This window comes from Baekduia sp. (assembly GCF_035996765.1).
Lineage (GTDB): Bacteria > Actinomycetota > Thermoleophilia > Solirubrobacterales > Solirubrobacteraceae > Baekduia.
Map to the genome: position 1 here is coordinate 1 of NZ_DASYJG010000078.1, position 25,221 is coordinate 25,221.

Genomic DNA, 25,221 nt, shown 5'->3' on the forward strand with positions numbered 1-25,221 from the left:
GCCCAAGCAGCTCATCGATCGGCTCGAGAAAGCTGATGCGCTCGGTCCTGTAATGCATCGGGACGATCCACTGGGCGCCGAGCTGCTCTGCAATCGGCACTGCCTGCGCGGCGCCGATCGTCGGAGCGCCGCCGACTGGGATGAACAGCAGATCGATCTGGCCCAGAGCGGCTGCCTGCGCGTTCCGCAGCGCCGCCTGACCGAAATCTCCGAAATGAGCGACGCGAACGCCGCCGAACGTGAACGCGAAGATCGTGTTGGGACCGCGCTGTGTGCCCGCGACGTCGTCGTGCTCGGAGGCGATTCCGATCACCTCGCCGATCGGCGATTTGTGAGTACCGGCTGTCGAGCGCAGGATCACCGGATCGCCGCCGACCACCTCGGCCCCGTTGTGATCGCCATGCTCGTGCGTGATCAGGAGCAGGTCAGCTTCGAGGCCGCTGATCGGTGGATAGTCAAAGCGAATCCCGCGGGCGGCTGCCGCGGACATGTCGGCGAAAGGATCGATCGCCACCGTCTGATCGCCGTCCGACAGCCGGAACGTGGACTGTCCGTACCAGTCAACTTGCATGCTGTTCCTCCAGTTGAGGCTTGGCTTTGACCACTCGCGCCTCGGGTTCGGTGACCGGCTGCCGGCCGCCCCGCATGAACGAAGCCACCGCGCCGATCAGGCAGGCCGCAATTGCAAACGCGAACGCGTAGTGGAGACCGTCACGGAAGGCCGGCGTGATCAGGTCCGGGAAGAACGCGTGCCCGGTGATCACTGCGTGGTTGTGGGCGGAGAGCGAATTAAGTGCGTGCGGGCCGACCAGGTGCTCGACCGGGTTATAGCCGAGGAACGCCGCGAACAGGATCGACACGGGCGGCAGACTGGCGACATGGTGCGCGGTCCCGGGCGCGACTCCGTGAGCCTGAAGGCCGCTACTCAACGTCGACGGCAGCGTCGCCGCGAGGCCGACGATCATCAGTGTGAAGAAGATCCCGATCGACATCACCTGGGCGGAGTTCTGGAAGGTCTGGTTCATGCCACCACCAGCGCCGCGATGGTCGGCCGGCAGGCTGTTCATCACCGACGCGCGGTTGGGCGACACGAACATCCCCATGGAGATCCCCATCAGCGCGAGCACGACCGCGAAGGTGCCGTAATCGAAATTCGTCGGCAGCACGTAGAGCAGCGCGAAGCTGAAAGCCGTGAGGAGCATCCCGCCGGTCGCGAACCAGCGCGAGCCGTAGCGGTCCGACAGGTAGCCCGACGCAGGCCCGGCAACGAGCATTCCGATCGACAGGGGAAGCATGTAGATGCCGGCCCAAAGCGGCGTCTGCTCAAACGAGTAGCCGTGCTGGGGAAGCCAGATGCCCTGCAGCCAGATGATCAACATGAACATCAGGCCGCCGCGCGAGACTGAGGACAGGAACGTCGACAGGGTGCCGAAGGTGAACGCGCGAATGCGAAAGAGCGGCAGCCGGAACATGGGGTCGGTCACCCGCCGCTCGATCGCGACGAACGCGACGAGCGAGGCGGCCGACGCGGCGAGCAACGCCAACACCTTGGCGCTGCCCCAGCCGATCGGGTGCCCGCCCGCGGGACGGATCCCGTAGGTCACCGCGGTCATCAGCAGCACGAGGCCGAGCGCGAACGTCAGGTTGCCGGCCCAGTCGACGCGGGCGGCGCGCGGCGTGCTGAGCTCGCGCAGGCCGGTGTAGGCCCAGACCGTGCCGAAGATCCCGACCGGCACCGAGATCAGGAAGACCAGCCGCCAGTCGATGGGGGCGAGGATGCCGCCGAGCACCAGGCCGATGAACGTGCCGCTGACGCCGACGATGTTGTTGATGCCCAACGCCATCCCGCGCTGGTGGGTCGGGAAGGCATCGGTGATGATCGCTGCCGCGTTGGCCAGCAGGCAGGCGCCGCCGACGCCCTGGACGAGCCGCATGACGATCAGGTACGTCGCGCCGTTGCGCCCGGTCATCCAGTCGATGGCCAGTAGCAGCGAGGCCACCGTGTAGATGACGAAGCCCAGGTTGTAGATCTTGACGCGGCCGACCATGTCGCCGAGGCGGCCGAGGCTGACGATCAGCACGCTGGTCACGACCAGGTACCCCAAGATCATCCAGAGCAGGTAGAACGAGTTGGCCGGGACGAGCGGGTCGAGGTGGATGCCGCGGAAGATGTCGGGCATCGCGATGATCGTGATCGAGCCGTCCAGCGTCGCGAGGAGGACGGCGAGCGTGGCGTTGGAGAGGGCGATCCACTTGTAGCGGTCGGGATGCGCGGTGGCGGGCACTCCGCGACAATATACAGGCTACCTGTACAGGTGACCTGCGGAGTTGGCGGTTACACTGCGCATCATGGCCGTTAAGGCGCCAACCACCACGCTGCTCGCCCACGATCTGCGCGAGACCCTCGGCCGTCTCGTACGGCGGTTGCGGGCCGAACCCGGACCGCCGATCCCGCAGCTCGCCGTCCTCGGTCGCCTGGAGCGCGAGGGTCCGGCGAGCGTGAGCGAGCTCGCGGCCGCCCACCACATGCGCCCGCAGTCGATGGCCCAGACGGTCAAGGAGCTCGAGGTCTCCGGCTTGGTCACCCGCCGTCCTGATCCGCAAGATGGCCGCCGCGCGATCGTCGAGCTCACACCCGCGGGGCGCGAGAGCATCCTGGCCTCGCGCGCGGCGCGCGAGGACTGGCTGAGTCAGACGCTGGATCGCGAGCTCGACGCGGCGCAGCGCGACGAGATCCGGCGCGTCCTGGCGCTGCTGGACCGCATCGCGAGCGCGTAGGGGCGCGGGTGCCGACCAGCGCGATCGGCACCCACGCCAGGTGTTCGCCTAGTTCACAGTCAACGTCTGAGTAGTGTCCCTGAGCGTGGCGCTGACCGTCTGGGGGAAGGTGCCCAGGCCAGCGACGGCCGCAGTCGACCCAGTGGCGTTCGTGTAAGTGATCTGATGGGCGCTCGGATCCCAGACCCCCGCATGTATCGAGCCGAACTCAGTGATGACGGTCGGGGTGGCGCAAGCGGTCGGATTTCCTGGGATGTTCTCCAGGATCGTGTCCACGTGATAGTTGTGAATAGTGATGGTGGTGGGCGTGGGGACAGTCACGATCCACGGAAGGCTAGTGGCCTTCTTAGTCACAGTGCAGTTGGTTCCGTTCCCTGTTCCAGTGCAGTGCCCGAAAGTGATGCCAGTGATAGTCAAGATCTGCGGCGAGTGGACATCCAAGTGGATGCGCGGCCCGAAGCAGGCCGTGCCGGTTCCAATCGCCGCGATGTTGGTGGAGTAGCTGGTCGCATCGAGGACGTGAGTCGTGCCGACGACTCCCCAGCTGGACGCCGATGCGAACGACGGCGCGGCAAGTGCGGCGGCCGCCATGACGGCGGCGATGAGCAGGACGCTCCTCTTCGAGCAGTTCTTCAACATGTGGACGCTCCTTGTGAGCTCCCGGCTGACGCCGGGATTGTTGGATCGGTCCCGGGCGCCGACGTCGTGGCGCGGCGCTCCGGATCTGATGGATGGACCGGCGCTCAGCGCGCCAAGTAGACGTCAGCAACTTCACGTTGTCAACCGGCGTTTCGGGCCCTGCTTGACCCAGATCAGGGGCCGGAATCACGGCGGCTTTGTCACCCGAATCAGGCGTATCTCAGGGGTCGCCGCGTCGGCAGCGCCTCACGATGTTCAGCAGGGGAACCCCCAACCCCTGCCCGCTGGCAGGGCCTCGTGGCTGTCCACCTTCCACTGCCCGGCGCGGTACGTTCGAGGATAGGCAGCGATGAGTTCTGGGCGCCGGCCCCGTCTTCATTGCAAGCACGACCCCAACTCCCCTTTCGGAACCCCGAGCACCAGGAGCCCGATGATGGCCGCTAATGCCCAACCCACCCAAGACGACGACCGCGCCCGCTGGATCGCGCTGATCGTGCTCTGCGTCGGGATGCTGATGATCGTGCTCGACACGACCGTCGTGAACGTCGCGCTGCCGTCGATCCAGACCGATCTGGGCTTTACGAGCTCGTCGCTGGCGTGGGTCGTCAACGCCTATCTGATCGCCTTCGGCGGTCTGCTGCTGCTGGCGGGACGGCTCGGCGACCTGATCTCCCGGCGCGGCGTCTTCCTCGCCGGGCTCGCCGTCTTCACGCTCTCCTCGATCGTGTGCGGCGTGGCCAACAGCGAGGCGATGCTCGTCATCGCGCGCTTTGTCCAGGGCATTGGTGGCGCGATGACGTCCGCGGTGATCCTCGGGATGATCGTGACGATGTTCCCCAAGCCGGCCGAGCAGGCCAAGGCGATCGGCGTCTTCGCCTTCGTCGCCTCGGCGGGCGGCTCGATCGGCCTGCTGGCCGGCGGCGTGCTGACCGACGCCATCAACTGGCATTGGATCTTCTTCATCAACGTGCCGATCGGCATCGTCACCGCCGCGCTGGCCGTGCGGCTGCTGCCGCATGACAAGGGCGCCGGCTTCGCCGGCGGGACCGACATCGCGGGCGCCGTGCTGATCACCAGCGCGCTGATGCTGCTGGTCTACACGATGGTCAAGCCGGCGGCCGAGGACGGCTGGGGCTCGGGCACGACGCTGGCCTTCGGCGCGGTCGCGATCGCGTTGCTGGTGGCCTTCGTGGTCCGTGAGGCGACGGCGGCCGCGCCGCTCGTGCCGCTGCGCATCTTCCGCTCGCGCAACATCACGGGCTCCAACCTGGTGCAGATCCTGTCGGTCGCCGGGATGTTCGGCATGTTCTTCATGGGCACGCTCTACCTGCAGCGCGTGTTGAAGTACGACCCGCTGCAGATCGGCTTCGCCTTCCTGCCCGCGACGCTCACGATGGGCGCGCTGTCGCTGGGCTACACGGACAAGTTGATCATGCGCTTCGGCGCGCGCAACGTGCTCGTGCCCGGCCTCGTGCTGATCAACGGCGCGCTGGCCTGGTTCACGCAGGTCTCGGCCGATGGCTCCTACGTCGTCGATGTGCTGCCGGCGATCGTCCTGTTCGGCATCGGCGGCGGCACGGCGTTCCCGGCGCTGATGACGCTGGCGATGTCCGGTGTCGAGCCGCAGGACGCGGGGCTGGCGTCAGGCCTGGTCAACACGACGGCGCAGGTCGGCGGCGCGCTGGGGCTGGCCGTGCTCGCGACGCTGTCGGCGACGCGCTCTGACACGCTGACCGCCCAGGGCAAGTCGACGGCCGAGGCGCTGACGGGCGGGTATCAGCTGGCGTTCGTCGTCGCGCTCGGTCTGGCGCTGGCCGCGCTGGTCGTGGCGCTGACGGTGATCAAGCCGGTGGCGATGGCGCCGCATGGGGCGCCGGAGGCCGACGAGGCCGGCGAGGACGTCCCAGAGCGCGAGGCCGCGTACGCCGAAGTGGGCTGAGGGACGCCCGTGGGTGGTGCCGGGTGTGGGAGGCTGGGTACGGACGAAGGAGACTTCCATGACCCAGCACCCGCCCGGCGACGATCGCGACTCCGAGGACGATCTTCCCGATCACCTCGACGACGAGGACGTAGAGGCCCAACAGCGCGACGTCCCTCGCAGCGGGCCGCTGCGTTTCGCCCGGATGACGGGCTCCTCGATCGCCGGGCGCGACGCGGCGCCGTGGGTCACCGACTTCCTCAACGCTGCTTACTACCGGCGGGCGGTGGGGGAGCGCGACGTCGACGACCTGCGCTTCGCCTTCGGCGTCCTGACGACCTACTGGTACAACAAGGACACGCAGCGGCGGTTGCATCTGTCTGACCTCGTTGCCTTCCACAAGGCCTTCGGCAGCGAGCGCTTCCAGACCGATCGCTCGGCGCGTGGCACGCTGTCGCGCGGGCAGCTGGAGGAGGGCGCGGCGAAGCTGCTCGGCGACTGGTTCCCGGAGGCTTACGTCGACGATGCGCGGCGAGGGTGGGGGATCGGCTTTGCGACCATCGCCGATCGCGAGGCTTACAACCCGGAGCGCCGGCGGGTGCTCGCGCGTATGGGCGAGCTGACGCCGGAGAGCGCGCCACTCGAAGAACAGACGTGGCACACGTATCCGCCGGTGCGGATGCCGTCAGCCGCCGCCGTGATCGATGCGTTGACGCGCGTCGAGACCTGGCCGGACTACGCGTCGGAGATCGGGCGCTTCACGCCGCTGCGGGCCGGTGGGTTGGACGGACAGACGTTCGAGATCGAGGTCGCGGCGGGGACGGATTCCGGGCGACCGATCTTCACGCGCGGGTATGTGACGATCACGGCGCTGGTCACACCGGACGATCCGGAGGCGCTGGCGGCGTATTTCGCCGCGCTCGAGGATGGGCTGGCGCGCTATGGCAAGGAGGAGCCGCGGGCGGTGCCGCTCGGCGGGACGCCGCTGGTGGGCTTCGACCTCACGACGCATCAGGGCCACTTCATGGGCAACGGCCACAACCGGCTGTTGTTGTATGAGTTGGACGGCGTGGCGTGGGTGAAGGCCGCCGGCACGTGGGACCCGATGCCGTGGCATATCGACCGCGCCTACCGCATCGCCGGACGGGAAGCGCAGCATGCGTTCTGGGGGCAGGGCGAGGTCGAGCGGCTGAGCATGCTCCATCAACTGGCGCTGCAGATCGCGTCGTGAGCTTCGACACCGTTGTTATCGGCTCTGGCCCGAACGGGCTGGCGGCGGCGATCCGGCTGGCAGAGGCGGGGCGGTCGGTCGGGGTCTTCGAGGCGTCCGACGGTCCTGGTGGGGCAGTGCGCACCGAGGAGTTGACGCTGCCGGGCTTTCACCACGACGTGTTCTCCTCGGTCTATCCGGCAGGGGCGGCGTCGCCGGTCTTTGCCCGGATGCCGCTGGCCGAGCACGGGCTCGAATGGGTGCACCCGGAGAGCTGCTACGCCACGCCGCTGCCCGACGGGCGGGCGGCGCCGGTGCTGTATCGGGACATGTCGCGGACGGTTGCGGCGCTGGAGGCCGGGCGTTCCGGCGACGGCGAGGCGTGGGCGGCGTTTGCGGAGCCGTTTCTGAACTCCTGGGAGGCGCTGCGCGCGACGATGCTCGCCGGCTTCCCGCCCGTCGGCGGCTCCTTGAAGCTGTTGACGTCGATGGGGCCATTGGGCGCGCTGGGGTTCGCGCGGCTGCTGCCGGAGTCTTCCGTGGGGCTGGCGCGGCGGCTGTTTGCGGGCGGGGATGCGCGGGCGTGGCTTCATGGCGCGGCGATGCATGGCGACACGCCGCCGGAGCGGGCTGGCAGCGCGATCGCGGCGGCGTATCTGAACCTGATGGGGCACGCGGTTGGCTGGCCGAGCCCGCGCGGGGGCGCGGGGCGGCTTGCGGGTGCGTTGGTGGGGTATCTCGAGTCGCTGGGAGGTGAGGTCCGGACCGGTGCGCGGGTGGAGGCGGTGACGTCGTCTGGCGGTCGGGTGACGGGGGTGACGATTGCGGGGGGCGAGTGGATCGGCGCGGAACTTGTTATTGCGGATGTCATGCCGGATGCGCTGGCGCGGTTGGGCGGCGACGCGCTGTCGCGGTGGTACCGCGAGCTGATCAAGCGCTATGTCTACGGGCCCGCGACGCTGAAGCTCGATTGGGCGCTCGATGGGCCGATTCCGTGGAGCGACCCGGGCGTGCGTGGCGCGGGCACGGTGCACATCGGTGGGGGCGAGGAGGAGTTGTTGGACACCATCGCGGTGTCGGCTCACGGATTGCCGGAGCGGCCGTTCCTGTTGCTGGGGCAGCAAACGGTCGCCGACCCGACGCGCGCGCCGGCGGGCAAGCACACGGCGTGGGCATACACGCACGGGCCGCATGACCTTGAGGTGTGGGATGAGGTTGCGACGGCGCGGCAAGTTGAACGTGTTGAAGCGCAGGTGGAGCGGTATGCGCCGGGGTTCCGGGATCGGGTGCTGGCGCGACATGTGCTATCGCCGCGCGATCTGGAGGCGCGGAATGCGAACCTCGTCGCGGGCGACGTCGGTGGCGGGAGTTACGTCCTGCGCCAGGTGGTCTTCCGCCCGGTGCCGACGTTGTCGCCGTATCGCACGCCGCTGAAGGGGCTGTTCCTCGGGAGCGCGGCGGCGTTCCCGGGCGGGGCCGTGCACGGGGTGCCGGGGGATGCGGCGGCGCAGGCCGCGTTGCGGCGCTGGCCCTAGTCCACCTCTGCGCCCTTGGTGCGATTGCACGGACCGCAGAGGACCTGGAGGTTCTCCGGCGTCGTCGCGCCGCCGAAGGCGACAGGGATGATGTGGTCGAACTGGAGCTCGAAGGCGTCGCCGCACTGCACGCAGGCGCCGCCGTCGCGTTCCCAGACCGCGCGGCGGACGTCGCGGGAGATCGTCTCGCGGCGGGGCGCAGGCGGCGCCTGGCCGAGGGCGACGGTCTGATGGGCGCGGGCCAACCGCCGCTGCGCGCGGTGGTTGCGTTCGTAGACCAAGGCGAACACGTCGTCGGGGCTGAGGTCATCGTCCTCCCAGAAGAAGCGGCCCATGCACCACCAGTAGGTGCGGCCGCCAGGCGCTTGAAGGACCGCGACCGCGGTGTCTCGCTGTTCGATTTCGAGCGCTGCGTGTTCCGCGGGCCGCAGTCCGCGGGTGGCGACCAGCCGGCCGGCGGTGAAGACGGTGCGGCGCCACCACCAGCGGCCCGCTGGCGTCCAGGCGGCGTTCTTTGCCTCGCGGAGCATGATGCGCGACGCTACGCAGCGGATCCGACAGCGTGCAACGGACGGTGCGAGCGGTCAGCGCGCGGACGGACGGCGGGATGCGCGGATCAGGCACCATGGGCGCATGGCCGATCGCAAAGGCATGGGACGGTTCGTCACGCGTGCCGTCATCCTTGTTCTGCTGCTCGCGATGCCGGCATCGGCTTCGGCGGCGACCCGGATGTACGTGTCAACCGCACGCGCGGTCGATGGGACCGTGTCGATCAGCGGATACGCGCTGGACGGCACGACCCAGATTCAAGACGGCTTCCAGCTCGACCTCATCCGTGGTGGCGTGACGGTCGACACGACGCAGGCGCCGGACTTCGTGCTCCTCACCCCATCATCCCTCTTGCCCGGTGACGAGATCGTGCTGACCGACACGACCACGTCGGCGACGCACACGGCGACGTTCACGGGCAATCCGACGCTGACGGCGCCGTCGTGTGGCACGTCCGCGTTCAGCGGCGCCCGCGACGAAGGGGCGACCGTCGACGTCAGTGCGAGCATGGGGGCCGAGTCGGTCCCGACCGTGCAGCGCTTCGGCGCCGGGATCACCTACTCGGGCTCCTTCGCCAAGGCGCTGACGACGGGCTGGACCGTACAGGCGTCCCAGGGTCGCGTGATCGACGCGGAGTTCACCGTCTTCGATGCGCTGAGCGCGGTCGTCGGCGGAACCTGTCCGGTCGTGACGCCTCCGGAGGATCCGCCCGCGCCGCCCGCGCCCGCGCCGGTTCTCCCGACCCCGCCGGTTCCGGATCCCACGCCGCCGGCTTCTGTCCCCTCTGGTGTACCGGCGCCTGCCGACAGCGTCGCTCCGCTCGGGCGGCTCACCGTCCGCACGAAGCCCACCGCGGCGTACAAGGCTTTGGTCGCCGGGACCTTCACCGTCTCGGTGACGGTCAACGAGCCGGGCACGGTCACCGAGCGCCTGGTGTCCGGGAAGACGACCGTCGCGACGGCGTCGAAGTCCGCCAAGAAGGCCGGCGCGGTGACGCTTCGGCTCGCGCTCTCCAAGAGCGGCCGGCGCCGCCTGGCGCGGTCGAAGTCCACCACGCTTACCTTGACGACGCGCCTTCGCGACACGGCCGGCAACGTCCGCACGTTGTCGCCCCGTCGCTTGACCGCGACGCGCGCACGCTGAGCCCGCCGACGACCGCTTTGCGGGATAGGGTGGCGGCGCGCCATGCCGTCCTCCCGCCGAGCCCAGCTGCTTGTCGTCTTCGCCGCCGGTGTGGGCCTGGGTGTGGCTGCGTGCGGCAGCGGCGACGCGCCGGCGACGACGGGCACGACCAGCACCGCTGTCGCGAAGAAGCCTGCCGCGGCGCCGCCGCTCTGCGGCAGGCTGCGCATGGCAGTGACCGGAAGGCTTGCCGCGCCCGAGGCGACCGAGATCTCCGGCCTCGTTGCCAGTCCGACACAGCCCGGCGTGTTGTGGGCGCACAACGACTCCGGCGACCGCGCGCGGATCTTCGCGCTGCGCAGCGACGGGTCGCTCATCGCGTCGCTGGACGTCCCGGGCGCCGAGGCGACCGACTGGGAGGACATCGCGGTCGGGCCCGGCGGCGATCTCCTGCTCGGCGACATCGGCGACAACAATTCCGTTCGCAAGGACATTGACATCTATCGCGTGCCCGAACCCCGGCTGGTCGACGGGCCGTCGACGACGGACGCTGCCACACGTCTACGGCTGACGTATCCCGATGGCGCGCACGATGCCGAGACGCTGCTCGCCGACCGGTCGACGGGGGAGATCGTGATCGTCACCAAGCGGCTCGATGGTCGTTCCGGGGTGTACGTGGGCCGGGCGCCGGAGCGCGATGCGCCGGGAGAGGCGGTGCTCCGTCATACGGGGGACCTGCGTCTCGGCTTGGGTGGGTTGGCGACGGCGGGCGACGTGAGCGCCGATGGGCGCACGGTCGCGGTCCGCACCTACACGGCGTTGTATGTGTGGGCGCGCAAGCCGGGCGCGTCGCTGGCGGCGACGCTGGCACGCAAGCCGTGCGTCGGGAGCGCGCAACTCGGGCTCGAGGGGCAAGGCGAGTCGCTCGCGCTGAGCCGCGACGGTCGGTCGTTCTTCACGATCCCGGAAGGTGCGGGCGCCGCGGTCCGGCGGTACAGCGTCAGGAAGGCGGCAAGGTGATGGACTTGACCGGCGCCGATGCCGTGTTGTTCGACCTCGACGGTGTGCTCGTCGACTCGCGGGTGGCGTTCGTGGCGTCGATCAACGCGGCGCTCGGCGAGCACGGCCTCCCGCAGCGGGATGTCGCCGAGCTGCTGCCCCATCTCGGTCCGCCGCTGCATCGGACGATGGCGCTGTTTGCCGCGCAGGAGGAGCAGGTCGACGCGTTGGTGGTGTCCTACCGCGCGCGCTACCGAGCGACGATGGCGGCCGAGAGCGCCGTCTTCGATGGGATTCCGGAGGCGCTGGACGTGCTGGCGGCGCGGATGCCGCTGGTGGTCGCGACGTCGAAGTCCCAGGCCTTGGCGGAGCCGTTGTTGGAGCAGTTGGGGTTGCGCGATCGCTTCCAGGCGGTGTACGGGCCGTCGCTGCAGGCGCGCGATGAGGCGAAGTCGCTGACGATCGCGCGGGCGCTGGAGGGGCTGCCGCATGCGCGCCGGGCGGTGATGGTGGGGGATCGCAAGTTCGACGTGCTGGGTGCCCGGGCGCAGGAGCTGCCGTGCGTTGGGGTCCTGTGGGGGATTGGCAGCGAGCAGGAGCTGCGCGAGGCGGGTGCTGTTGCGGTCGTGGAGGAGCCGGGCGAGTTGGTGGGGTTGCTCGGGGGCTAGGGCACGCTCGGCGGCGCGGCGGCGGGTGGTCTCGCCGCCGCGCCGATGTTCTAGGACTTCTTCGCGCGCGAGGCGGACGCGGCGGCCGCCTTCGTGCGGGTGCGGGTCGCGGGCTTCTTGGCGGCGGCGGTCTTCGGCTTGGCGGCTGCGGCTCGCGGCGTGCGGGTCGTCGTCGCTGTGCGGGTTGCCGCCGCGGTGGCGGGCTTGCGCTCGCGCGGGGGAACCTCGTCACGCACGACCTGCTTGGCCAGCTGCGGGATCAGCTTCTGCAGGAAGCCGGCCATCCGCTCCTCCTGGCGGCGGAACTCCCTGGCGAGCTTCGCGGTGTCGCGGTCATACAGGCCGTTGGCGAGCTCCTCGATCGCGAGGTAGTTGGCGATCTCCTCGAACTCGTTGAAGAGCTCCGTCTTGGCGTTCTTGAGGAGCTTCTCGGCCTCGCCCGTCCCGCGGATCGCGTGCAGCGGGCCCTGGGCGAGCGCGACCCCCTTCTTGGCGGCGGCCGTCACCTTCGCCGCGGCCTCGGACGCGACGTCTGGGCCGGGGAGGTTCACGGCCTCGGCCTTGCCGCCGAGCTGCTTGATCCGCCGCTCGAGGCCCTTGGCCTGCGCTGAGGTCTCCTTGAGGTGCTCGCGCAGCCGCTTCTTGTAGGCGTCGCGCGAGGTCATCGAGATGTGCGCCTTCAGCGCCGTCTCGAGCTCCTTCTCCTTGCCGTACGCCTCGTTGAGGTACTGGATCAGCTTGGCTTCACGGGTGGTCGGCTCAGGGGCCATGGTGATGTGCGCTCCTCCTCGATGACGGTAGACCTACCCCTGCGCAGTTCCCACGCGGCCGACCGTCTACACTGCGATCGGTCCGTGGTGGGCGTAGCTCAGTTGGTAGAGCTCCTGGTTGTGGTCCAGGCGGTCGCGGGTTCGAGTCCCGTCGCTCACCCTCAGAGAGAAGCCTCGTTTTGCGGGGCTTTTGTCGTTGTGGGGTGGGGAGGAGGCGGGTTGTAGGCCTTCTCAAACTCAGGCACTAGTGCCTGAAACGCCGTGAATCGGGCCTCATCGGCGCCAATCCGCGGCGCACTTTGCCGGTTGGCGCCGCGTGGGCAGACGGCGCGATCTCGGGTTCTGGAGCTGTTGCGGTCGCCTGGAATTGTGGGAAGGCGACTGTGGCGCTTCTACGGCCTTCTGTCGGGCGACTCGGACGAAGCGAACCACGAGTTCAGAGGTACGTCTTGCCGGCGGCCTGAACAATATCCGTATATCCGTTAGAATGTATGGATGAGCGACGAGCACGATCACTGCGGCCTGTTGTGCTTGGACTTGCCCAAGGCTGAGGCGCTACGCCAGGCGCGCCCTGACGCGACGGCTCTCAAGGTCGCGGCCGGCGCCGCCAAGGCGCTCGGCGACCCGACGCGCCTGACGGTCGCGACCGCGCTGCGAGACGGCGGCGAGCTCTGCGTCTGTGACCTGGCTTGGGTGACCGAGCGATCCGACAAGCTCGTCTCCCACCACGTGCGTCAACTCCGGACCGCCGGTCTCGTTCACTCGCGCCGCGACGGCAAGATGGTGATGTATGAGCTGACCGAGATCGGGTCAGCGCTGCTGGTCGCCGTGCTCCCCCACCGATCCGAGGTAACGGCATGAGTCGAGACGGCGCTTTTCAGCTCCCCGTGGTCCTGCCGACGTCCGCGAGCCTCGCGCCTTCACCACAGCGTGATGCGAGTTGGGAGGGGGCGGCGCATTGGGCGGTGCTCCTGTCGTGGATCAGCCTCGCTTACATGGCTGTCGAGGGCGGCGTCGGCATCTGGCAGGGGCTGGCCGCTGGCTCGGTTGCGCTCGTTGGGTGGGGCCTGGCCTCGTTTATCGAAGGTCTGGCGTCGGTGGTGGTCGTCTGGCGCTTTACCGGTGACCGGCGTCTGTCTGACACCGCCGAGCACCGCGCACAGCGACTCGTTGCGCTGCAGTTCTTTGTCCTGGCGCCCTACGTCGTCGTCGAGAGCGTCCGGACGCTGATCGACGGTGGCCACGCCGACGTGACGACGATCGGCATGGCGCTCACGGCGACCAGCGTCGTCCTCATGCCGCTCTTGGGGAAGGCCAAGCACAACCTGGCCCAGCGTCTTGGCTCGGGTGCGACCGCTGGGGAGGGAACGCAGAACGTCTTGTGCGGCGTTCAGGCTGCGGCTGTCCTGGTTGGTTTGGCCGCCAACGCTTCGGTTGGAGCGTGGTGGCTGGACCCGCTCATCGGGTTGTTCATTGCCTTCGTCGCGGTCAAGGAAGGACGCGATGCGTGGCGTGGCGAGGTCTGCGAATGCTGCTGACCGGACTTCGCTCGCGCCGTCTTCCCTGACAGCTGCTTACTCCAGTTCGGCCAGTAGTTCGGTGACGCGCCGGGCGATCTCGTCGCGGATGGCGCGGACTTCTGCGACGGGCCGTCCTTTGGGGTCGGGGAGGTCCCAGTCGATGTAGCGCTTGCCGGGGATGTAGGGGCAGGCGTCGCCGCAGCCCATCGTGACCACGACGTCGGCTTGCTCGGCCAGCTCGCGCGTCAGGCGCACGGGGGCGGACGTCGGCCAGGTCGACGCTGACCTCGCGCATGACCTCTACGACCTCGGGGTGGACGTGGCCGTCGGGGTCGGCGACGCTGCCCGCGCTCAGCGCGTGGTGGTGACCTTCGGTGGCTTGGTCGAAGAGGGCGCGGCTCATCTGGGAGCGCCCGGCGTTGTGCAGGCAGACGAACAACACGGTGGACATCAGACCGTGGCCTTCGCGGGCTCGGGGTGCGGGACGAGGACCTCGGCGGCCTCCTGCGGCGTGACGCCGGGATACAGGGCGCGGATCAGCGCGAGGGCGAGCGCGCCGCCGACGAGTTGCGCGACGACGTAGGCGGGCGCTGACGCGGGGGCGATCCCGGCGAAGCTGTCGGAGAACATCCGCCCGACCGTGATTGCCGGGTTGGCGAAGCTGGTCGAGCTGGTGAACCAGTAGGCGGCGCCGATGTAGGCGCCGACCGCCGCCGGGGCGCTCGCGCCGCGGCCGGTGCGCGCTAGCGAGAAGATCACCAACAGCAGCCCGACCGTGGCGACGGCCTCGGCGAGCAGGTGCGCGCCGGTCGCGCGATGGGTGGTGGCGATGCTCATGGCCGCCTTGGCGAACATCGCGTTGGCGAGGACCGCGCCTGCGATGCATCCGGCGACCTGCGCTGGGATGTAGGCCAGCGCGTCGCGGCGCGAGATGCCGCCGAACGCGGCGTCGACCAGTGACACGACCGGGTTGAAGTGCGCGCCGGAGATCGGGCCGAACATGAGGATGATCGCGAAGAGGCCGGTGGCGGTCGCGGCGGCGTTCTCGAGGAGCTGCAAGCCCGTGTCGTCGGGCGAGAGGCGAGCGGCAGCGATGCCCGACCCGATGACGATCGCGGCCAGTAGTGCCGAGCCCAGCAGCTCGGCCAGCAGGCGCCGGCGCAGCTCGGTCACGCGGCGGTCTTGCGGGCGCGGATGATGGCCGAGGCGGCGTGCGTGTGGACGCGGTGGGTCTCGCGGATGTCGATGTCCTCGAAGCCGGCCGCGCCTAACCCGTCCTCGAACTCCTCGCGCGTAAGTGCTCCGGCGATGCAGCCCGTCCATGCGGCCATGTCGGCGCGGGTCGCGTCGTCCATGCCGGCGTCGGCGATGACGTCGGAGACGGCGAATCGCCCGCCGGGCTTCAGGACGCGTGCGGCTTCGGCGAACACCAGGTTCTTGTCGCCGGCCAGGTTGATGACGCAGTTGGAGATGACCACGTCGACCGTGGCGTCGGGCAGCGGGACGTCCTCGATGTAGCCCTTGAGGAACTCGACGTTCGCCGCGCCCGCCGCGGCGGCGTTGGCGCGCGCCAGCTCCAGCATCTCGTCGGTCATGTCCAACCCGTACGCCTTGCCGGTCGGCCCGACCCGCCGCGCGGAGATCAGCACGTCGGCGCCCGCTCCGGCGCCGAGATCGAGCACGACCTCGCCGGGATGCAGGTCAGCCACGGCGGTCGGCACACCGCATCCCAGCGAGGCGCTCAGCGCGTCGCCAATCGCACCGTCGACCTCGGCCCCGGCATAGACGGCGTTGCCGAAGACCTCGACGCCGGCGGCGTCGGTCAACGCCACCGCCGAGCAGCACCCGTCGCCGGACCCGGCCGCGCGCGCCGCGGCGGCGTAGCGCTCGCGCACGACCTCGCGCACGTCACCTTCGGTCGGTGCGGTCGGGGCAGCCTGTCCGGTCGAGCACCCGCAGCTACCCGCTGCGTGCACGGCCGGGTCACAACAGCCGCCGGCCTTGTCCCCCGGTTCGCAGCAGCTCGCCTGCGCGGCGGGCACGCAGCACTCCGATGACGTCACGTCAGCCACGCGATCAGCTCCTCGGTCGATCCCGGCAACATGTAGTAGTAGGCCCACAGTCCTCGCCGCTCGGTCCCGATCACCCCGGCGCCGACCAGCACCTTGAGGTGCTTAGACAGCGCGGGCTGCGACATGTCGAACAGCGGCATCAGCTCGCACTGGCAGACCGCCTCGGGCGCCGCCTTGCGCAGCGTGTCCACGATCCGCAGCCGCGTCGGGTCGGCCAGCGCCTTGACCGTCGCCGCCAGCGCAACCGCCGCATCGGCGGTCAAGTCCGGCTGGACCGGCGCCACACAGCACCCGCCGGCCTGACGCTCGCGGGGACTGATGACGGGAAGGGCGGTGCTCACGCCGCCACCATACAAAACAAAACGGTTATGAACAAGCCAATCGGTTATCTATCTTCGTGCCTGACCGTACGGCTGATCAAGCAGCCAGGGCCGAGCCAGCGCGATGGTGGATCCGGCCGGGGCCTGGGTACACATGAGCGTCCTATCATGTATTCAGATGATCCACGCTCCAGCAAGCGGTCAAGGCCACCAAGAACATGGACATGACCACGACGCCCAGGGCCACGGTCACAGCCACGGTCTGGTCGATCGCTCGATCACGCGCTCGCGGGACGGGCTACGCGTTGTCGGGGTGAGCCTGGCGGTATTGCTGGTGACCGCGATCGCGCAGGCTGTGGTCTTCGCCAGCACGGGCAGCATCGCGCTGCTGGCCGACCTCATCCACAACGCCGGAGACGCGCTGACGGCGATCCCGTTGGGTATCGCGTTCTTGCTGCGGTCGTTCGTCGCGGAGAAGCGCGCGGGGTACTTCGTCGTGGCGACGATCTTCGTCAGCGCCTGTGTGGCCGGGTTCGAGGCGATCTCGCGGCTGATCCATCCCCAGGATCTCGACCACCTCGGGACGCTGGCCCTGGCCGGCCTGGTCGGCTTCGCCGGCAACGAGATCGCCGCACAGGTGCGGCTGCACGGTGGGCGGCGAATGAGCAGCCCGGCGCTGATCGCCGACGGCCATCACGCCCGCGTAGACGGGTTCGTCAGCCTCGCCGTGGTCGCCAGCGCGGCCAGCGTCGCCCTGAGGTTTCGCCTCGGCGATCCGCTGATCGGCCTCGTCATCACCGGCGTGATCCTGCGCATCACCTGGCAGTCGATCCAGACGATCAAGACCGACCCCGGCGAGCCCGTCACCTAGATTGGGCTTGCATGCCCGAGCCTTCTCAGCATCGCGACGCCGGCCGGCCGCTCGACCTCGAGGAGGCCGAGCGCCTCGCCGAGGCGCTGCGCGCCTTCGGCTCGGCCAGTCGCCTGCGGTTGTTATGGGCGTTGATCGATGGCGAGCAGACCGTCGAGCAGCTCGGCGCCGCGATCGACATGGAGCAAAGCGCGGTCTCCCATCAGCTGCGCCTCCTACGCCAGCAGCGACTGGTCGCCGTACGTCGCGACGGCCGCCACGCCCACTACCGCCTCTTCGACCACCACCTGCCTGACCTGCTCGCCGCGCTGCGCAACCACCACGAGCACGTCAACCCACCGCGAGCCTGATCCAGACCGTCTGCCGGAGACGTCATGCAGCACATGTCCTCGCAGGATTTCCGGCGGGCTCGATCATCGACTCAGACGCTGTGACGAGGCCGCTCTTCACCGGCAGATGAGGGCACAAGTCCGCCCAGCCGGCGCCTCGTCATAGCCGTCGGCGGGCTCGAAGCGAAGCCTCAAGAATCGTCGGCCCGTAGCCGCAGCTCAAAGCACGGCGGGATCGTGCGACTGAGGCGTAGGCTGCCGCGGTCGGCGCGGGCGAGTGCACGGGCAAGGTGCAGGCCGATGCCGGTGCCGTCTGCGCTGGTGGCGCCGCGCTCGAAGATCCGTTCGGGGTCGTCGCCGGGGATGCCGGGGCCTTCGTCGCCGACGGTGAGCGTGGCAAAGCGGGCCTCCTGGTCGATGGTGACGGTGACGGTCCCGGCGCCGTGGCGCAGCGCGTTGTCGAGCAGGACGTCGAGGACCTGCCCGACGGTGCCACGGGAGGCCAGGACGCCGACGGGGCCGCTGTCGTCGACGACGAGCCGCCGTCCGGCGCGGGCGAAGAGCGTGGACCAGGCGGCGGCGTGCTCGCGTGCCGTGGAGGAGAGCGCGACGGCGATCGTGTCCTGCGCGGTCGCGGAGCGGGCGTGGGCGAGGAGGTCGGCGATCATGGCCTCCAGGCGGTCGGCCTCGCGCAGCGCGGCGTCGAGCTCGTCGCGCAGCGCCGCCGGGTCGCCGGCCTGCGCGCTCTCCTCCAGACGCAGACGCAGAGCGGTGAGCGGGGTGCGCAGCTGATGGGAGATGTTGGAGGAGAACTCGCGCTCGCGGGCGACGAGCTCGGCGATGCGGCCGGCGCTGGTGTCGAGCGCCTGGCCGATCGCGTCGATCTCAGGGACGCCCGAGCGCGGGGAGCGGGCCGAGAAGTCGCCGTCGCCGAGGCGTGCGGAGGTGCGTGCGACGCGCTCCAGCGGGCGTGAAAGCCGCAGCGCCTGGATCGCGGCCAGCGCGGTCGCGACGGCGATGCCGCCGGTGCCGAGCAGGGCGATCAGCAGCCAGGAGCGGCGGACGCGGCGGTCGATCTCGCTCGTGGGTGCCAAGGCGGTCACGGCCGCTGCGCCGGTCGTGCCCGCGCGCGTCGTCACCACGTCTCCGGTGAGGCGCGCTCCGGCCTCGATCCGGCGTTCGCCGGCGACGACCGTCAGCCGGTGGCCGGGCCGGACCAGCGGGGCGACATTCGCGGTCGTCGGCGTGGCCCCGCGCTGGAGTCGGTCGTCGATGACGCTGGCGGCGGCGTCGGCCTCGCGCTCGAGCTTGCCGGTCTGCTCGGAGCGCACGCGCGCGCCCTCGACCGCGCCGAGCGGGATCCCGAGCACGAGGACGGCGGCCAAGGCGATCAGCGCCGTCGAGGTCGTCAGGCGACGGCGGACGGTCACGGCTCGAACCGCAGGCCGACGCCGCGTACGGTCATCAGGTGGTGCGGGTCGGTGGCGTCCTCACCGAGCTTGCGCCGCAGCCAGGAGACGTGCATGTCCAGCGTCTTGGTCGAGCCGAACCAGTTCTCGTCCCAGACCTCGGCCATGATCCGCTCGCGCGTCACGACGCGCCCGGCCTCGGCGACGAGCAGCGCGAGCAGGTCGAACTCCTTGGGCGCGAGCTCCAGCTCGTCGCCGCCCCGCCAGGCGCGGCGGGCTGCGCGGTCAATGCGGATGTCGCCGGCTTCGGAGAGATCGGGCGACGCGTTCCGCCGCAGGTGCGCGCGCACGCGCGCGAGGAGCTCGCTGACCCGGAAGGGCTTGGTGACGTAGTCGTCGGCACCGGCGTCGAGGCCGTCGACGATGTCCAGCTCGCCGTCCTGGGCGGTCAGGAACAGGATCGGGACTGCTGGCCGCTGTGCGCGGATCCGGCGGCAGACCTCGAGGCCGTCGACGCCGGGCAGGCCGACGTCGATGATGATCAGGTTGTGCTCGTCGCCGTCCCCGGCGGCCAGGCGCAGCGCCTCCTCGCCGCTCGCGACGCCGTCGACCACGTAGCCCTCGCGCTCCAGCGCCCGCGCGAGCGGGACGCGGATCCCCTCGTCGTCCTCGACGATCAGCAGGCGGGCCACCTCCCGATCGTAAGCCCGCGGACTCGTCTGCGCTGCGTCAGCGTCCACGTAGCCTGCGAGTCCTTTGCCGTTTCTTGACCCGGCGCTCGGGATGCTGGCCGCCATGCCGCATCTCTCCGAGTTGCACGGCGCCGCCACCCACCTGGCCGTCGTCGCGATCCCGCTCTTCGCGATCCTGCACTTCCTGCGGCGGGCGGGGCGCGGGGGAGCGGCAGTGGTCGGCGCTGAGCCGTGGGCGCTGGGCGCGGCACTGGTCGGCATCGCCGCCTCCGGTGCCACCGGCCTGCTCGTGTGGGGCGAGGCGCAGACCACGCTGCGCGGCCAGCACTTCCGCGTTGGCAACGCCCACTTCTGGCTCGGGATCGCCGTCGCGGTGCTCGCCGTCCTGGCGGCGATCGACTGGTACCTCAGCCGCCGCCGCAACGGCGTCCATCACCGCCCGGTCGTCGTGCCCGTGCTCGCGATGCTGATCGTCGCCGGCGTGGCTGTCCAGGGCTACCTCGGCGGACGCATGACCTATGAGCACGGCGTCGGTGTCTTTGACGGCGGTCAGATGGCCCAGACCGCCATCGGGGTCTCCAAGCTCGACGTCGCCCTCGCCAAGGGCGCAAGCCAGACCCAGGCCGGCAAGCTGGCGTTCTCGGCCGAGGGCCTCGGCTGCGCGCGCTGCCACGGCAACCTCGCCGAGGGCCTGCGCGCACCGAGACTGGCCGGCGGCCGCGACGTGACGGACTTCCGGCGAGTCCATCAACATGGTCTGTTCCCCAAGGCCGTCGTCACCGACAAGGACTTCGCCGCGATCAACGCCTGGCTGAAGACCCTCGGCCCACCCGACCGACGCGACGGCTGACGACCCGGTGCCGCTCAGTCGATCGCTGCCGAAGAGGAACGCTGCGCGCTGGTGGGGAGATCGGTCAAGCGTCGAGCGGGTGGTAGGTGCCGAACCCGGTCAGCTCGGTGCGGGCGGGGCGCTGGTCGCATCGCTCGTGCAGGCCCGTGTGGAAGGCCTTGAGCGCGTGGAGGTGCGGGACGGGTCCGTGGCCGGGCTTGTCGTGGGAGACCAGATGGATGAAGCTCACGCCGTCGGCGAGCTTGAATGCCTCGTACCGGAGGCCGTCGGGGCGCAGTTCGGCGAGCTCGGCGAACAGGGTGCGCAGGAGCTCTTCGTTGTGGGCGACCTGGTCGGGTGCGACGGTGTATCGAATCATGTGGGTGCTCACGTGCCTGTCTCCTGGGGTGCGCGGTGACGGGAGTGTGCGTCGTGCTCGGCGGTCACGGCCTTGGCGCGATCGACCTTCATGCCGCAGACCGGGTCGGTGACGCCGCGGCGAGCGGTCAGCCAGAACAGGGCACCGAAGACGAAGACGGCGACGACGTTGAGAACGAGCTTGTAGTTGATGCTGATGGTCCCGAAGACGTCGCCGCGGCTGGGGCGAGGGCCGGTGGGCAGGAGGCCGGTGGCGCTGAACAGGCCGTCGACCAGGAGGCCGGCGATGACCATGGTGATGAACATCAGCGCGACGATGCGCAGCGCGAACTTGGTGCCGTAGTACTTGCGGTAGACGGCGATGATCGGCAGGACGATGAGGTCGGCGAAGATGAAGGCCATGACGCCGGCGAAGGAGATGCCGCCCGACCACAGCACGGCGGCGAGCGGGACGTTGCCGACCGAGCAGACGAAGCTCAGCACCGCGATGACGGGGCCGACCAGCACGTTCTCGATCGTCTGCACACCGGCGGGGGCGCTGGTGATGAACAGGGCGTTGAAGAAGCCGTCGCCGAGCTGAGCGACGAAGCCGGCCAGCAGGAAGCCGATGGTGATCTCCTTCCACAGCATCTGCCAGTCGCCGCGGAAGTTGTGCGCGACGTCAGACCAGGCCGATGGGTTGGTCAGCCGCTGGCGCCAGGTGAACTGCTCGCCGGCGGTGTGGTGCTGGTGGTCGCTGTCGGCGTCCTGGGCATGCTCGCGCGCCTGCGCCTCGAGCTCTCGAGAGACGAAGAGCCGCAGCGAGACGGCCATCAGGATGATCATGATGATTCCGCCGACGTACTCGGCCAGCGCGAACTGCCAGCCGATGAGGACCCACAGCACGAGGCCGAGCTCCCACACCAGGTTGGTGGAGGCAAACTGGAAGGCCAGCGCCGAGGACGCGCTGGCGCCCTTCTGAAAGAGCGACTTGGCGATCGCGATCGCCGCGTAGGAGCACGACGACGACGCCGCGCCGAGGCCGGTGGCCTTGGCGATCGGCCGCACGCCGGAGCCCGACAGCGCGGCCTGGATGCGCTCGCGCGGGACCCAGGCCTGGACGATCGCGGAGATCGCGAAGCCGATCACCAGCGCCCACCAAACCTCGTAGGCCATCAGGAACGCGTCCTTGAGGCCCATCCACAGCACATCAAGCACACCGCTCATCACGCCGGCCGCTGCGCGAGGTGACCCGCGATGGTCACCAAGGCGCTCCCGGTCGGGGTGAGTTGGAACATCGTCATCTTGCCGTCCTTGCGCGCGGTGACCAATCCCTCGGTGCGCAGGACCTTCATGTGATGGGAGACCAGGCTCTGCGCGCGCTGCACGATCCACGATAGGTCGCAGACGCAGAGCTCCTGGCCGTCGCGCAGAGCGAGCGCGAGATTCAGCCGCGTGGGATCGGCGAGGCCCTTCAGCGCACCGGCGACGCGCTCGGCATCGGGTGCGGGCAGGCCGGCCCGTCGGATCTTCGTCGCCGCCGGCTCGTCGATGTGCAGCAGATCCCCGAGATCGCTCATGGGTACATATTAACAGATGTTGATATGTAGATTCGATCAACGAGGGCGGCCACGAAGCTCATGTCGCATGCGCTGGCTGCGGATCGCGCTAGGCGATGGTGCCGACCAGCGCGCCGATGCCTGCGGTGATGGCCATCGCCACGGCGCCCCAGGCGACGACGCGGATGGTCGCCGGGCGTCGGGCTGCGCCGCCGAGGCGCGCTCCGAGGTCGCCGAGCAGTCCCAGGGCGAGCAGCGTTACGGCGACTGTTGCAGCCAGGCGTGCACCGGTGGGGGTGAGCGCGACGGCGAGCAGCGGGAGCGCGGCGCCGGCCGAGAAGGAGAGGGCGGACGTCCACGCGGCCTGCAGCGGCCGGGCCAGGCGCGCCCCGTCGAGGCCGAGCTCGTCACGGGCGTGGGCCTCCAGCGCGTCCCCGCGGGTCAGGGCTCGCGCGACCTGACCTGCGAGGTCCGGATCGAGTCCGCGCCTCTGGTAGATGGCGGTGAGCTCGCGCAGCTCACCGTCCGGATCGTCGTGGAGCTCGCGTGCTTCGAGGCGCAGGTCGGCTTGTTCGGCGTCGCGCTGGGAGCTGACTGAGACGAACTCGCCAGCGGCCATCGACAGCGCGCCCGCGACCAGCCCCGCGATTCCGGCGGTGACGATCGCGCTCGCCGAAGCGCCGGAGGCGGCGACGCCGAGCACGAGGCTGGCGGTGGAGACGATGCCGTCGTTGGCGCCGAGCACGGCGGCGCGCAACCAGTTGGAGCGGTGGCTGAGGTGGACCTGCACGGGCGGCGTCGACGCGCGCATCGACCGCATGATGGAGCAGGCGTAGTTGCGGCACGAGCAACATGAAGATATTGCGATATTCTCATATCTATGCGGGACATCCCTCGGCTCAAGGCGGAGTTCTTCAAGGCGTTGGGGCATCCGCTGCGGATCCGCGTGCTCGAGCTGTTGACGGAGGGCGAGCAGTCGGTGTCGGCGCTGCTGGAGCAGGTCGACGTCGAGCAGTCTGCGCTCTCCCAGCAGCTGGGGATCCTGCGGCGGGCGGGCTTCGTCCAGGCGCGGCGTGAGGGCGCGAACGTCATGTACGCCTTGGCCGACGAGCGCATCGTCGAGATCCTCGCCGTCTCGCGGCAGATGCTGTTGGACATGGTCTCTGCGACGCACGACGAGCTGCGGCACGCGTGATCGGTCCCCGGGCCGCCGCGCTGCTGCCCGGGCGCCGCGACTACCGCGGGCTGCGCGGGTCTTGGCGCGGCGACCTCGTCGCGGGGATCACCGTTGCGATCGTGGCGTTGCCGCTGGCGCTCGGCTTCGGCGTCGCCTCGGGCCTGGGTCCGGAGGCGGGCCTGGTTACCGCGATCGTGGCGGGGGTCGTCGCCGGGGTCTTCGGGGGCTCGCGCGTGCAGGTCAGCGGTCCGACGGGCGCGATGACCGTCGTGCTGGTCCCGCTGGTGGCGTCGGTGGGACCGGGTGGCGTGGCGCTGGTCGCGCTGCTGGCCGGCGTCCTGCTGGTGATCGTCGGTGGCGCGCGCCTGGGCCGCTACGCCGGGATCCTGCCGTGGCCGGTCGTCGAGGGCTTCACCGTCGGCATCGCGCTGCTGATCTTCCTGCAGCAGGTGCCGTCCGCGCTCGGCGTGGCCAAGCCCGACGGGACCAACACCGCCGCGGTCGCGCTGCGGGCGGTGACGCGCTGGGACGGGCATGGATGGACGGCGCTTGGCCTGGTCGCGCTTGTCGCGGTCGTGATGGTCGCCATGGGTCGGCTGCACCGGGGGCTTCCCGCGTCGCTGATGGCGGTCGTCGTCGCGACCGGGCTGTGCGAGCTGGCGGGGCTGAACGCCGCGCGGATCGGCCACATCCCTTCTGGGTTGCCGATGCCGACCTGGCCCAGCGTCTCCAGCGGACACCTTTCCGCGCTGGTCTCTGGCGTCTTCGCGGTCGCGGCACTCGCGGCGCTCGAGAGCCTGCTGTCGGCCAAGGTCGCCGACGGGATGGCCGACGGCGAGGACCACGACCCCGACCGTGAGCTGGTGGGGCAGGGACTCGCGAACATCGCCGTGTCGTTCGTCGGCGGCATGCCGGCGACCGGGGCGATCGCCCGGACGGCGGTCAACGTGCGCGCCGGTGCGCAGACCCGTGCCTCGGCGATCGTCCACGGGCTCGTGCTCGCCGTCGTGGTCCTGGCGTTGGCGCCGCTGCTCGAGCGGGTGCCGCTGGCCGCGTTGGCCGGCGTGCTGATGGTGACCGCTGTGCGCATGGTCGAGTTCAGCACCGTCGCGCGGATCCTGCGCACCACGCGCGGCGACGCGCTCCTGGTCATCGCGACCGCAGGAGCCACCGTGGCCTTCGATCTCGTCACCGCGGTCTGCGTCGGCGTGGCCCTGGCGTCGCTGCTGGCGCTCAAGGCCGTCGCCGACAGCACTTCGTTCGCAGCGGAGCCCGTCGACCACCCGGCGGATGTCGACGCCACGCTCGAGCACGCGCTCCTGGAGGAGCACATCGTCGCCTACCGCGTTGACGGCGCCCTGTTCTTCGGTGCCGCCCAGCGCTTCCTGCTCGAGCTGACCGAGATCGCCGACGTCGAGGTCGTGATCCTGCGCCTCGGCGGCTTGCGCGTCCTGGACTCCACCGGCGCCCAGGCACTCGCCGACCTCATCGCCCACCTCCAGGACCGCGACATCACCGTGTTGCTCGCCTCGCTGCGACCGGAGCACCGGCTCCTGCTCCAGCGCGCCGGAGTCCTCGACGTGCTCGTCCACGAGAACCACGTCGTGGCGGACATCAGCGAGGCGCTCATCCACGCCCGCCGCCACGTCGTGCGTACCGGCCACGCCCTCCGGGCGCTCGCCTAGAGCGGTCAAGCCGTCGCCGCCGTTGAAGAGGCTCCACGCGGGGAGGAGGGCGACGCTGGAGATCGTCGTGCACGGGCAGCCGGCGAAGATCGTGAGGCGGGTGACGTTGACGTCAGATGTGAACGCCGTGCCGCCCGGCTGCAGGCTGAGCCCGAACCCGGGGCCGGGCTAGGACGCGTTCAAACAGAGAGGGCGTGCTCAGCGTATTGGATA

29 protein-coding genes, 1 tRNA gene and 1 pseudogene are annotated in these 25,221 nt (G+C 70.0%); 15 read left to right on the top strand and 16 right to left on the bottom strand.

What is annotated here, in order from left to right:
* A partial coding sequence (locus VGO10_RS17235) for an MBL fold metallo-hydrolase (protein WP_327470634.1) occupies positions 1-571 on the bottom strand: 571 nt, incomplete at its 3' end.
* On the bottom strand, positions 561-2,285 hold the full coding sequence (locus VGO10_RS17240) for an MFS transporter (RefSeq protein ID WP_327470636.1): 1,725 nt from the start codon (positions 2,283-2,285) through the stop codon (positions 561-563). The genes VGO10_RS17240 and VGO10_RS17235, both read right to left, overlap by 11 nt.
* 64 nt (positions 2,286-2,349) lie before the next feature.
* Between VGO10_RS17240 and VGO10_RS17245 the strand changes: the two genes are divergently transcribed.
* Positions 2,350-2,778 carry a MarR family winged helix-turn-helix transcriptional regulator gene (locus VGO10_RS17245; RefSeq protein WP_327470638.1) on the top strand — a complete coding sequence of 143 codons (429 nt, stop codon included), beginning with the start codon at positions 2,350-2,352 and terminating at the stop codon, positions 2,776-2,778.
* A gap of 48 nt (positions 2,779-2,826) precedes the next feature.
* Here the strand turns inward: VGO10_RS17245 and VGO10_RS17250 are convergent, their stop codons facing one another.
* Positions 2,827-3,417, bottom strand: coding sequence for a hypothetical protein (locus VGO10_RS17250; RefSeq protein ID WP_327470640.1), 591 nt, complete (start codon positions 3,415-3,417; stop codon positions 2,827-2,829).
* Between the two features lie 430 nt (positions 3,418-3,847).
* Between VGO10_RS17250 and VGO10_RS17255 the strand changes: the two genes are divergently transcribed.
* From VGO10_RS17255 to VGO10_RS17265, 3 genes are read left to right on the top strand one after another with little or no spacing between them, the layout of a single operon-like run.
* Entirely contained in the window at positions 3,848-5,356 is a 1,509-nt protein-coding gene (locus tag VGO10_RS17255; RefSeq protein WP_327470642.1) for a DHA2 family efflux MFS transporter permease subunit, read from the top strand.
* Positions 5,357-5,414: 58 nt separating this feature from the next.
* Positions 5,415-6,566, top strand: a complete 1,152-nt coding sequence (locus tag VGO10_RS17260) for a hypothetical protein (protein ID WP_327470644.1) — start codon at positions 5,415-5,417, stop codon at positions 6,564-6,566.
* Positions 6,563-8,080, top strand: coding sequence for an NAD(P)/FAD-dependent oxidoreductase (locus VGO10_RS17265; RefSeq protein ID WP_327470646.1), 1,518 nt, complete (start codon positions 6,563-6,565; stop codon positions 8,078-8,080). The genes VGO10_RS17260 and VGO10_RS17265 overlap by 4 nt, the downstream gene beginning before the upstream one ends.
* Here VGO10_RS17265 and VGO10_RS17270 read toward each other — a convergent pair.
* Positions 8,077-8,610 (bottom strand): HNH endonuclease signature motif containing protein, encoded by a 534-nt coding sequence (locus tag VGO10_RS17270; protein ID WP_327470648.1) that lies wholly within the window; start codon positions 8,608-8,610, stop codon positions 8,077-8,079. The genes VGO10_RS17265 and VGO10_RS17270 overlap by 4 nt on opposite strands.
* Before the next feature lie 103 nt (positions 8,611-8,713).
* Between VGO10_RS17270 and VGO10_RS17275 the strand changes: the two genes are divergently transcribed.
* The 3 genes from VGO10_RS17275 to VGO10_RS17285 are packed head-to-tail and all read left to right on the top strand — an operon-like array spanning position 8,714 to position 11,418.
* Positions 8,714-9,772, top strand: coding sequence for a hypothetical protein (locus VGO10_RS17275; RefSeq protein WP_327470650.1), 1,059 nt, complete (start codon positions 8,714-8,716; stop codon positions 9,770-9,772).
* A gap of 42 nt (positions 9,773-9,814) precedes the next feature.
* Entirely contained in the window at positions 9,815-10,771 is a 957-nt protein-coding gene (locus VGO10_RS17280; RefSeq protein ID WP_327470652.1) for a hypothetical protein, read from the top strand.
* Entirely contained in the window at positions 10,771-11,418 is a 648-nt protein-coding gene (locus tag VGO10_RS17285; protein WP_327470738.1) for an HAD hydrolase-like protein, read from the top strand. The genes VGO10_RS17280 and VGO10_RS17285 overlap by 1 nt, the downstream gene beginning before the upstream one ends.
* 50 nt (positions 11,419-11,468) lie before the next feature.
* Here VGO10_RS17285 and VGO10_RS17290 read toward each other — a convergent pair whose 3' ends face one another.
* Positions 11,469-12,188, bottom strand: a complete 720-nt coding sequence (locus VGO10_RS17290) for a DUF892 family protein (protein WP_327470654.1) — start codon at positions 12,186-12,188, stop codon at positions 11,469-11,471.
* A gap of 87 nt (positions 12,189-12,275) precedes the next feature.
* Here VGO10_RS17290 and VGO10_RS17295 point away from each other — a divergent pair.
* The 3 genes from VGO10_RS17295 (at position 12,276) to VGO10_RS17305 (ending at position 13,726) form a co-directional block, all read left to right on the top strand.
* A tRNA-His gene (locus VGO10_RS17295) sits at positions 12,276-12,348 on the top strand.
* 335 nt (positions 12,349-12,683) lie between these two features.
* Positions 12,684-13,049, top strand: coding sequence for a metalloregulator ArsR/SmtB family transcription factor (locus VGO10_RS17300; RefSeq protein WP_327470656.1), 366 nt, complete (start codon positions 12,684-12,686; stop codon positions 13,047-13,049).
* Positions 13,050-13,081: 32 nt separating this feature from the next.
* Entirely contained in the window at positions 13,082-13,726 is a 645-nt protein-coding gene (locus VGO10_RS17305; protein ID WP_414642255.1) for a cation transporter, read from the top strand.
* Between the two features lie 36 nt (positions 13,727-13,762).
* Here the strand turns inward: VGO10_RS17305 and VGO10_RS17310 are convergent, their stop codons facing one another.
* The 5 genes and pseudogenes from VGO10_RS17310 to VGO10_RS17325 form a co-directional block, all read right to left on the bottom strand.
* Entirely contained in the window at positions 13,763-13,963 is a 201-nt protein-coding gene (locus VGO10_RS17310; RefSeq protein WP_327470660.1) for a hypothetical protein, read from the bottom strand.
* Positions 13,964-14,021: 58 nt separating this feature from the next.
* Positions 14,022-14,159, bottom strand: a pseudogene (locus VGO10_RS21760) (heat-shock protein HtpX); the annotation flags it as partial.
* Complete coding sequence (locus tag VGO10_RS17315; protein ID WP_327470662.1) at positions 14,159-14,881, bottom strand: MIP/aquaporin family protein; 723 nt, start codon at positions 14,879-14,881, stop codon at positions 14,159-14,161. The gene VGO10_RS17315 and the pseudogene VGO10_RS21760, both read right to left, overlap by 1 nt.
* Positions 14,878-15,615, bottom strand: a complete 738-nt coding sequence (gene arsM / locus VGO10_RS17320; RefSeq protein WP_414642256.1) for an arsenite methyltransferase — start codon at positions 15,613-15,615, stop codon at positions 14,878-14,880. The genes VGO10_RS17315 and arsM overlap by 4 nt, the downstream gene beginning before the upstream one ends.
* 152 nt (positions 15,616-15,767) lie before the next feature.
* Positions 15,768-16,121 carry a metalloregulator ArsR/SmtB family transcription factor gene (locus VGO10_RS17325; protein ID WP_327470666.1) on the bottom strand — a complete coding sequence of 118 codons (354 nt, stop codon included), beginning with the start codon at positions 16,119-16,121 and terminating at the stop codon, positions 15,768-15,770.
* 292 nt (positions 16,122-16,413) lie between these two features.
* Between VGO10_RS17325 and VGO10_RS17330 the strand changes: the two genes are divergently transcribed.
* A complete protein-coding gene (locus VGO10_RS17330) occupies positions 16,414-16,971 on the top strand; it encodes a cation diffusion facilitator family transporter (protein WP_327470668.1) in 558 nt (185 codons plus the stop codon).
* Between the two features lie 11 nt (positions 16,972-16,982).
* On the top strand, positions 16,983-17,321 hold the full coding sequence (locus tag VGO10_RS17335; protein WP_327470670.1) for a metalloregulator ArsR/SmtB family transcription factor: 339 nt from the start codon (positions 16,983-16,985) through the stop codon (positions 17,319-17,321).
* A gap of 170 nt (positions 17,322-17,491) precedes the next feature.
* On the opposite strand, the gene VGO10_RS17340 is transcribed toward VGO10_RS17335, so the two are convergent.
* On the bottom strand, positions 17,492-18,730 hold the full coding sequence (locus VGO10_RS17340) for an ATP-binding protein (RefSeq protein ID WP_327470672.1): 1,239 nt from the start codon (positions 18,728-18,730) through the stop codon (positions 17,492-17,494).
* Positions 18,727-19,401, bottom strand: coding sequence for a response regulator transcription factor (locus VGO10_RS17345; protein ID WP_327470674.1), 675 nt, complete (start codon positions 19,399-19,401; stop codon positions 18,727-18,729). The genes VGO10_RS17340 and VGO10_RS17345 overlap by 4 nt, the downstream gene beginning before the upstream one ends.
* A gap of 64 nt (positions 19,402-19,465) precedes the next feature.
* Between VGO10_RS17345 and VGO10_RS17350 the strand changes: the two genes are divergently transcribed.
* Entirely contained in the window at positions 19,466-20,251 is a 786-nt protein-coding gene (locus VGO10_RS17350) for a DUF2231 domain-containing protein (RefSeq protein ID WP_327470676.1), read from the top strand.
* Between the two features lie 64 nt (positions 20,252-20,315).
* Here VGO10_RS17350 and VGO10_RS17355 read toward each other — a convergent pair whose 3' ends face one another.
* The 4 genes from VGO10_RS17355 to VGO10_RS17370 all read right to left on the bottom strand — a co-directional run bounded on the left by VGO10_RS17355 (position 20,316) and on the right by VGO10_RS17370 (position 22,966).
* Positions 20,316-20,621 carry a hypothetical protein gene (locus VGO10_RS17355; RefSeq protein ID WP_327470678.1) on the bottom strand — a complete coding sequence of 102 codons (306 nt, stop codon included), beginning with the start codon at positions 20,619-20,621 and terminating at the stop codon, positions 20,316-20,318.
* Positions 20,618-21,814 carry a permease gene (locus VGO10_RS17360; protein ID WP_327470679.1) on the bottom strand — a complete coding sequence of 399 codons (1,197 nt, stop codon included), beginning with the start codon at positions 21,812-21,814 and terminating at the stop codon, positions 20,618-20,620. Before VGO10_RS17360 ends, VGO10_RS17355 begins: the two co-directional genes overlap by 4 nt.
* Positions 21,814-22,167: a metalloregulator ArsR/SmtB family transcription factor gene (locus VGO10_RS17365; protein ID WP_327470680.1), complete on the bottom strand. Its 354-nt coding sequence runs from the start codon at positions 22,165-22,167 to the stop codon at positions 21,814-21,816. The genes VGO10_RS17360 and VGO10_RS17365 overlap by 1 nt, the downstream gene beginning before the upstream one ends.
* Positions 22,168-22,255: 88 nt before the next feature.
* Positions 22,256-22,966: a VIT1/CCC1 transporter family protein gene (locus VGO10_RS17370; protein ID WP_414642254.1), complete on the bottom strand. Its 711-nt coding sequence runs from the start codon at positions 22,964-22,966 to the stop codon at positions 22,256-22,258.
* A gap of 60 nt (positions 22,967-23,026) precedes the next feature.
* Between VGO10_RS17370 and VGO10_RS17375 the strand changes: the two genes are divergently transcribed.
* Together VGO10_RS17375 and VGO10_RS17380 are read left to right on the top strand one after the other, a co-directional pair.
* Positions 23,027-23,341, top strand: coding sequence for a metalloregulator ArsR/SmtB family transcription factor (locus tag VGO10_RS17375; RefSeq protein WP_327470683.1), 315 nt, complete (start codon positions 23,027-23,029; stop codon positions 23,339-23,341).
* Positions 23,338-25,008, top strand: a complete 1,671-nt coding sequence (locus tag VGO10_RS17380) for a SulP family inorganic anion transporter (RefSeq protein WP_327470685.1) — start codon at positions 23,338-23,340, stop codon at positions 25,006-25,008. Before VGO10_RS17375 ends, VGO10_RS17380 begins: the two co-directional genes overlap by 4 nt.
* Positions 25,009-25,221 lie beyond the last annotated feature (213 nt).

What these genes read in the sequence shown, in the direction of transcription:
- VGO10_RS17245 (WP_327470638.1), top strand. Translation starts at nt 2,350, where the DNA reads ATGGCCGTTAAGGCGCCAACCACCACGCTGCTCGCCCACGATCTGCGC.
- VGO10_RS17250 (WP_327470640.1), bottom strand. Translation starts at nt 3,417, where the DNA reads ATGTTGAAGAACTGCTCGAAGAGGAGCGTCCTGCTCATCGCCGCCGTC.
- VGO10_RS17255 (WP_327470642.1), top strand. Translation starts at nt 3,848, where the DNA reads ATGATGGCCGCTAATGCCCAACCCACCCAAGACGACGACCGCGCCCGC.
- VGO10_RS17260 (WP_327470644.1), top strand. Translation starts at nt 5,415, where the DNA reads ATGACCCAGCACCCGCCCGGCGACGATCGCGACTCCGAGGACGATCTT.
- VGO10_RS17270 (WP_327470648.1), bottom strand. Translation starts at nt 8,610, where the DNA reads ATGCTCCGCGAGGCAAAGAACGCCGCCTGGACGCCAGCGGGCCGCTGG.
- VGO10_RS17275 (WP_327470650.1), top strand. Translation starts at nt 8,714, where the DNA reads ATGGCCGATCGCAAAGGCATGGGACGGTTCGTCACGCGTGCCGTCATC.
- VGO10_RS17280 (WP_327470652.1), top strand. Translation starts at nt 9,815, where the DNA reads ATGCCGTCCTCCCGCCGAGCCCAGCTGCTTGTCGTCTTCGCCGCCGGT.
- VGO10_RS17285 (WP_327470738.1), top strand. Translation starts at nt 10,771, where the DNA reads ATGGACTTGACCGGCGCCGATGCCGTGTTGTTCGACCTCGACGGTGTG.
- VGO10_RS17290 (WP_327470654.1), bottom strand. Translation starts at nt 12,188, where the DNA reads ATGGCCCCTGAGCCGACCACCCGTGAAGCCAAGCTGATCCAGTACCTC.
- VGO10_RS17300 (WP_327470656.1), top strand. Translation starts at nt 12,684, where the DNA reads ATGAGCGACGAGCACGATCACTGCGGCCTGTTGTGCTTGGACTTGCCC.
- VGO10_RS17335 (WP_327470670.1), top strand. Translation starts at nt 16,983, where the DNA reads ATGCCCGAGCCTTCTCAGCATCGCGACGCCGGCCGGCCGCTCGACCTC.
- VGO10_RS17360 (WP_327470679.1), bottom strand. Translation starts at nt 21,814, where the DNA reads ATGAGCGGTGTGCTTGATGTGCTGTGGATGGGCCTCAAGGACGCGTTC.
- VGO10_RS17365 (WP_327470680.1), bottom strand. Translation starts at nt 22,167, where the DNA reads ATGAGCGATCTCGGGGATCTGCTGCACATCGACGAGCCGGCGGCGACG.
- VGO10_RS17370 (WP_414642254.1), bottom strand. Translation starts at nt 22,966, where the DNA reads ATGCGGTCGATGCGCGCGTCGACGCCGCCCGTGCAGGTCCACCTCAGC.
- VGO10_RS17375 (WP_327470683.1), top strand. Translation starts at nt 23,027, where the DNA reads ATGCGGGACATCCCTCGGCTCAAGGCGGAGTTCTTCAAGGCGTTGGGG.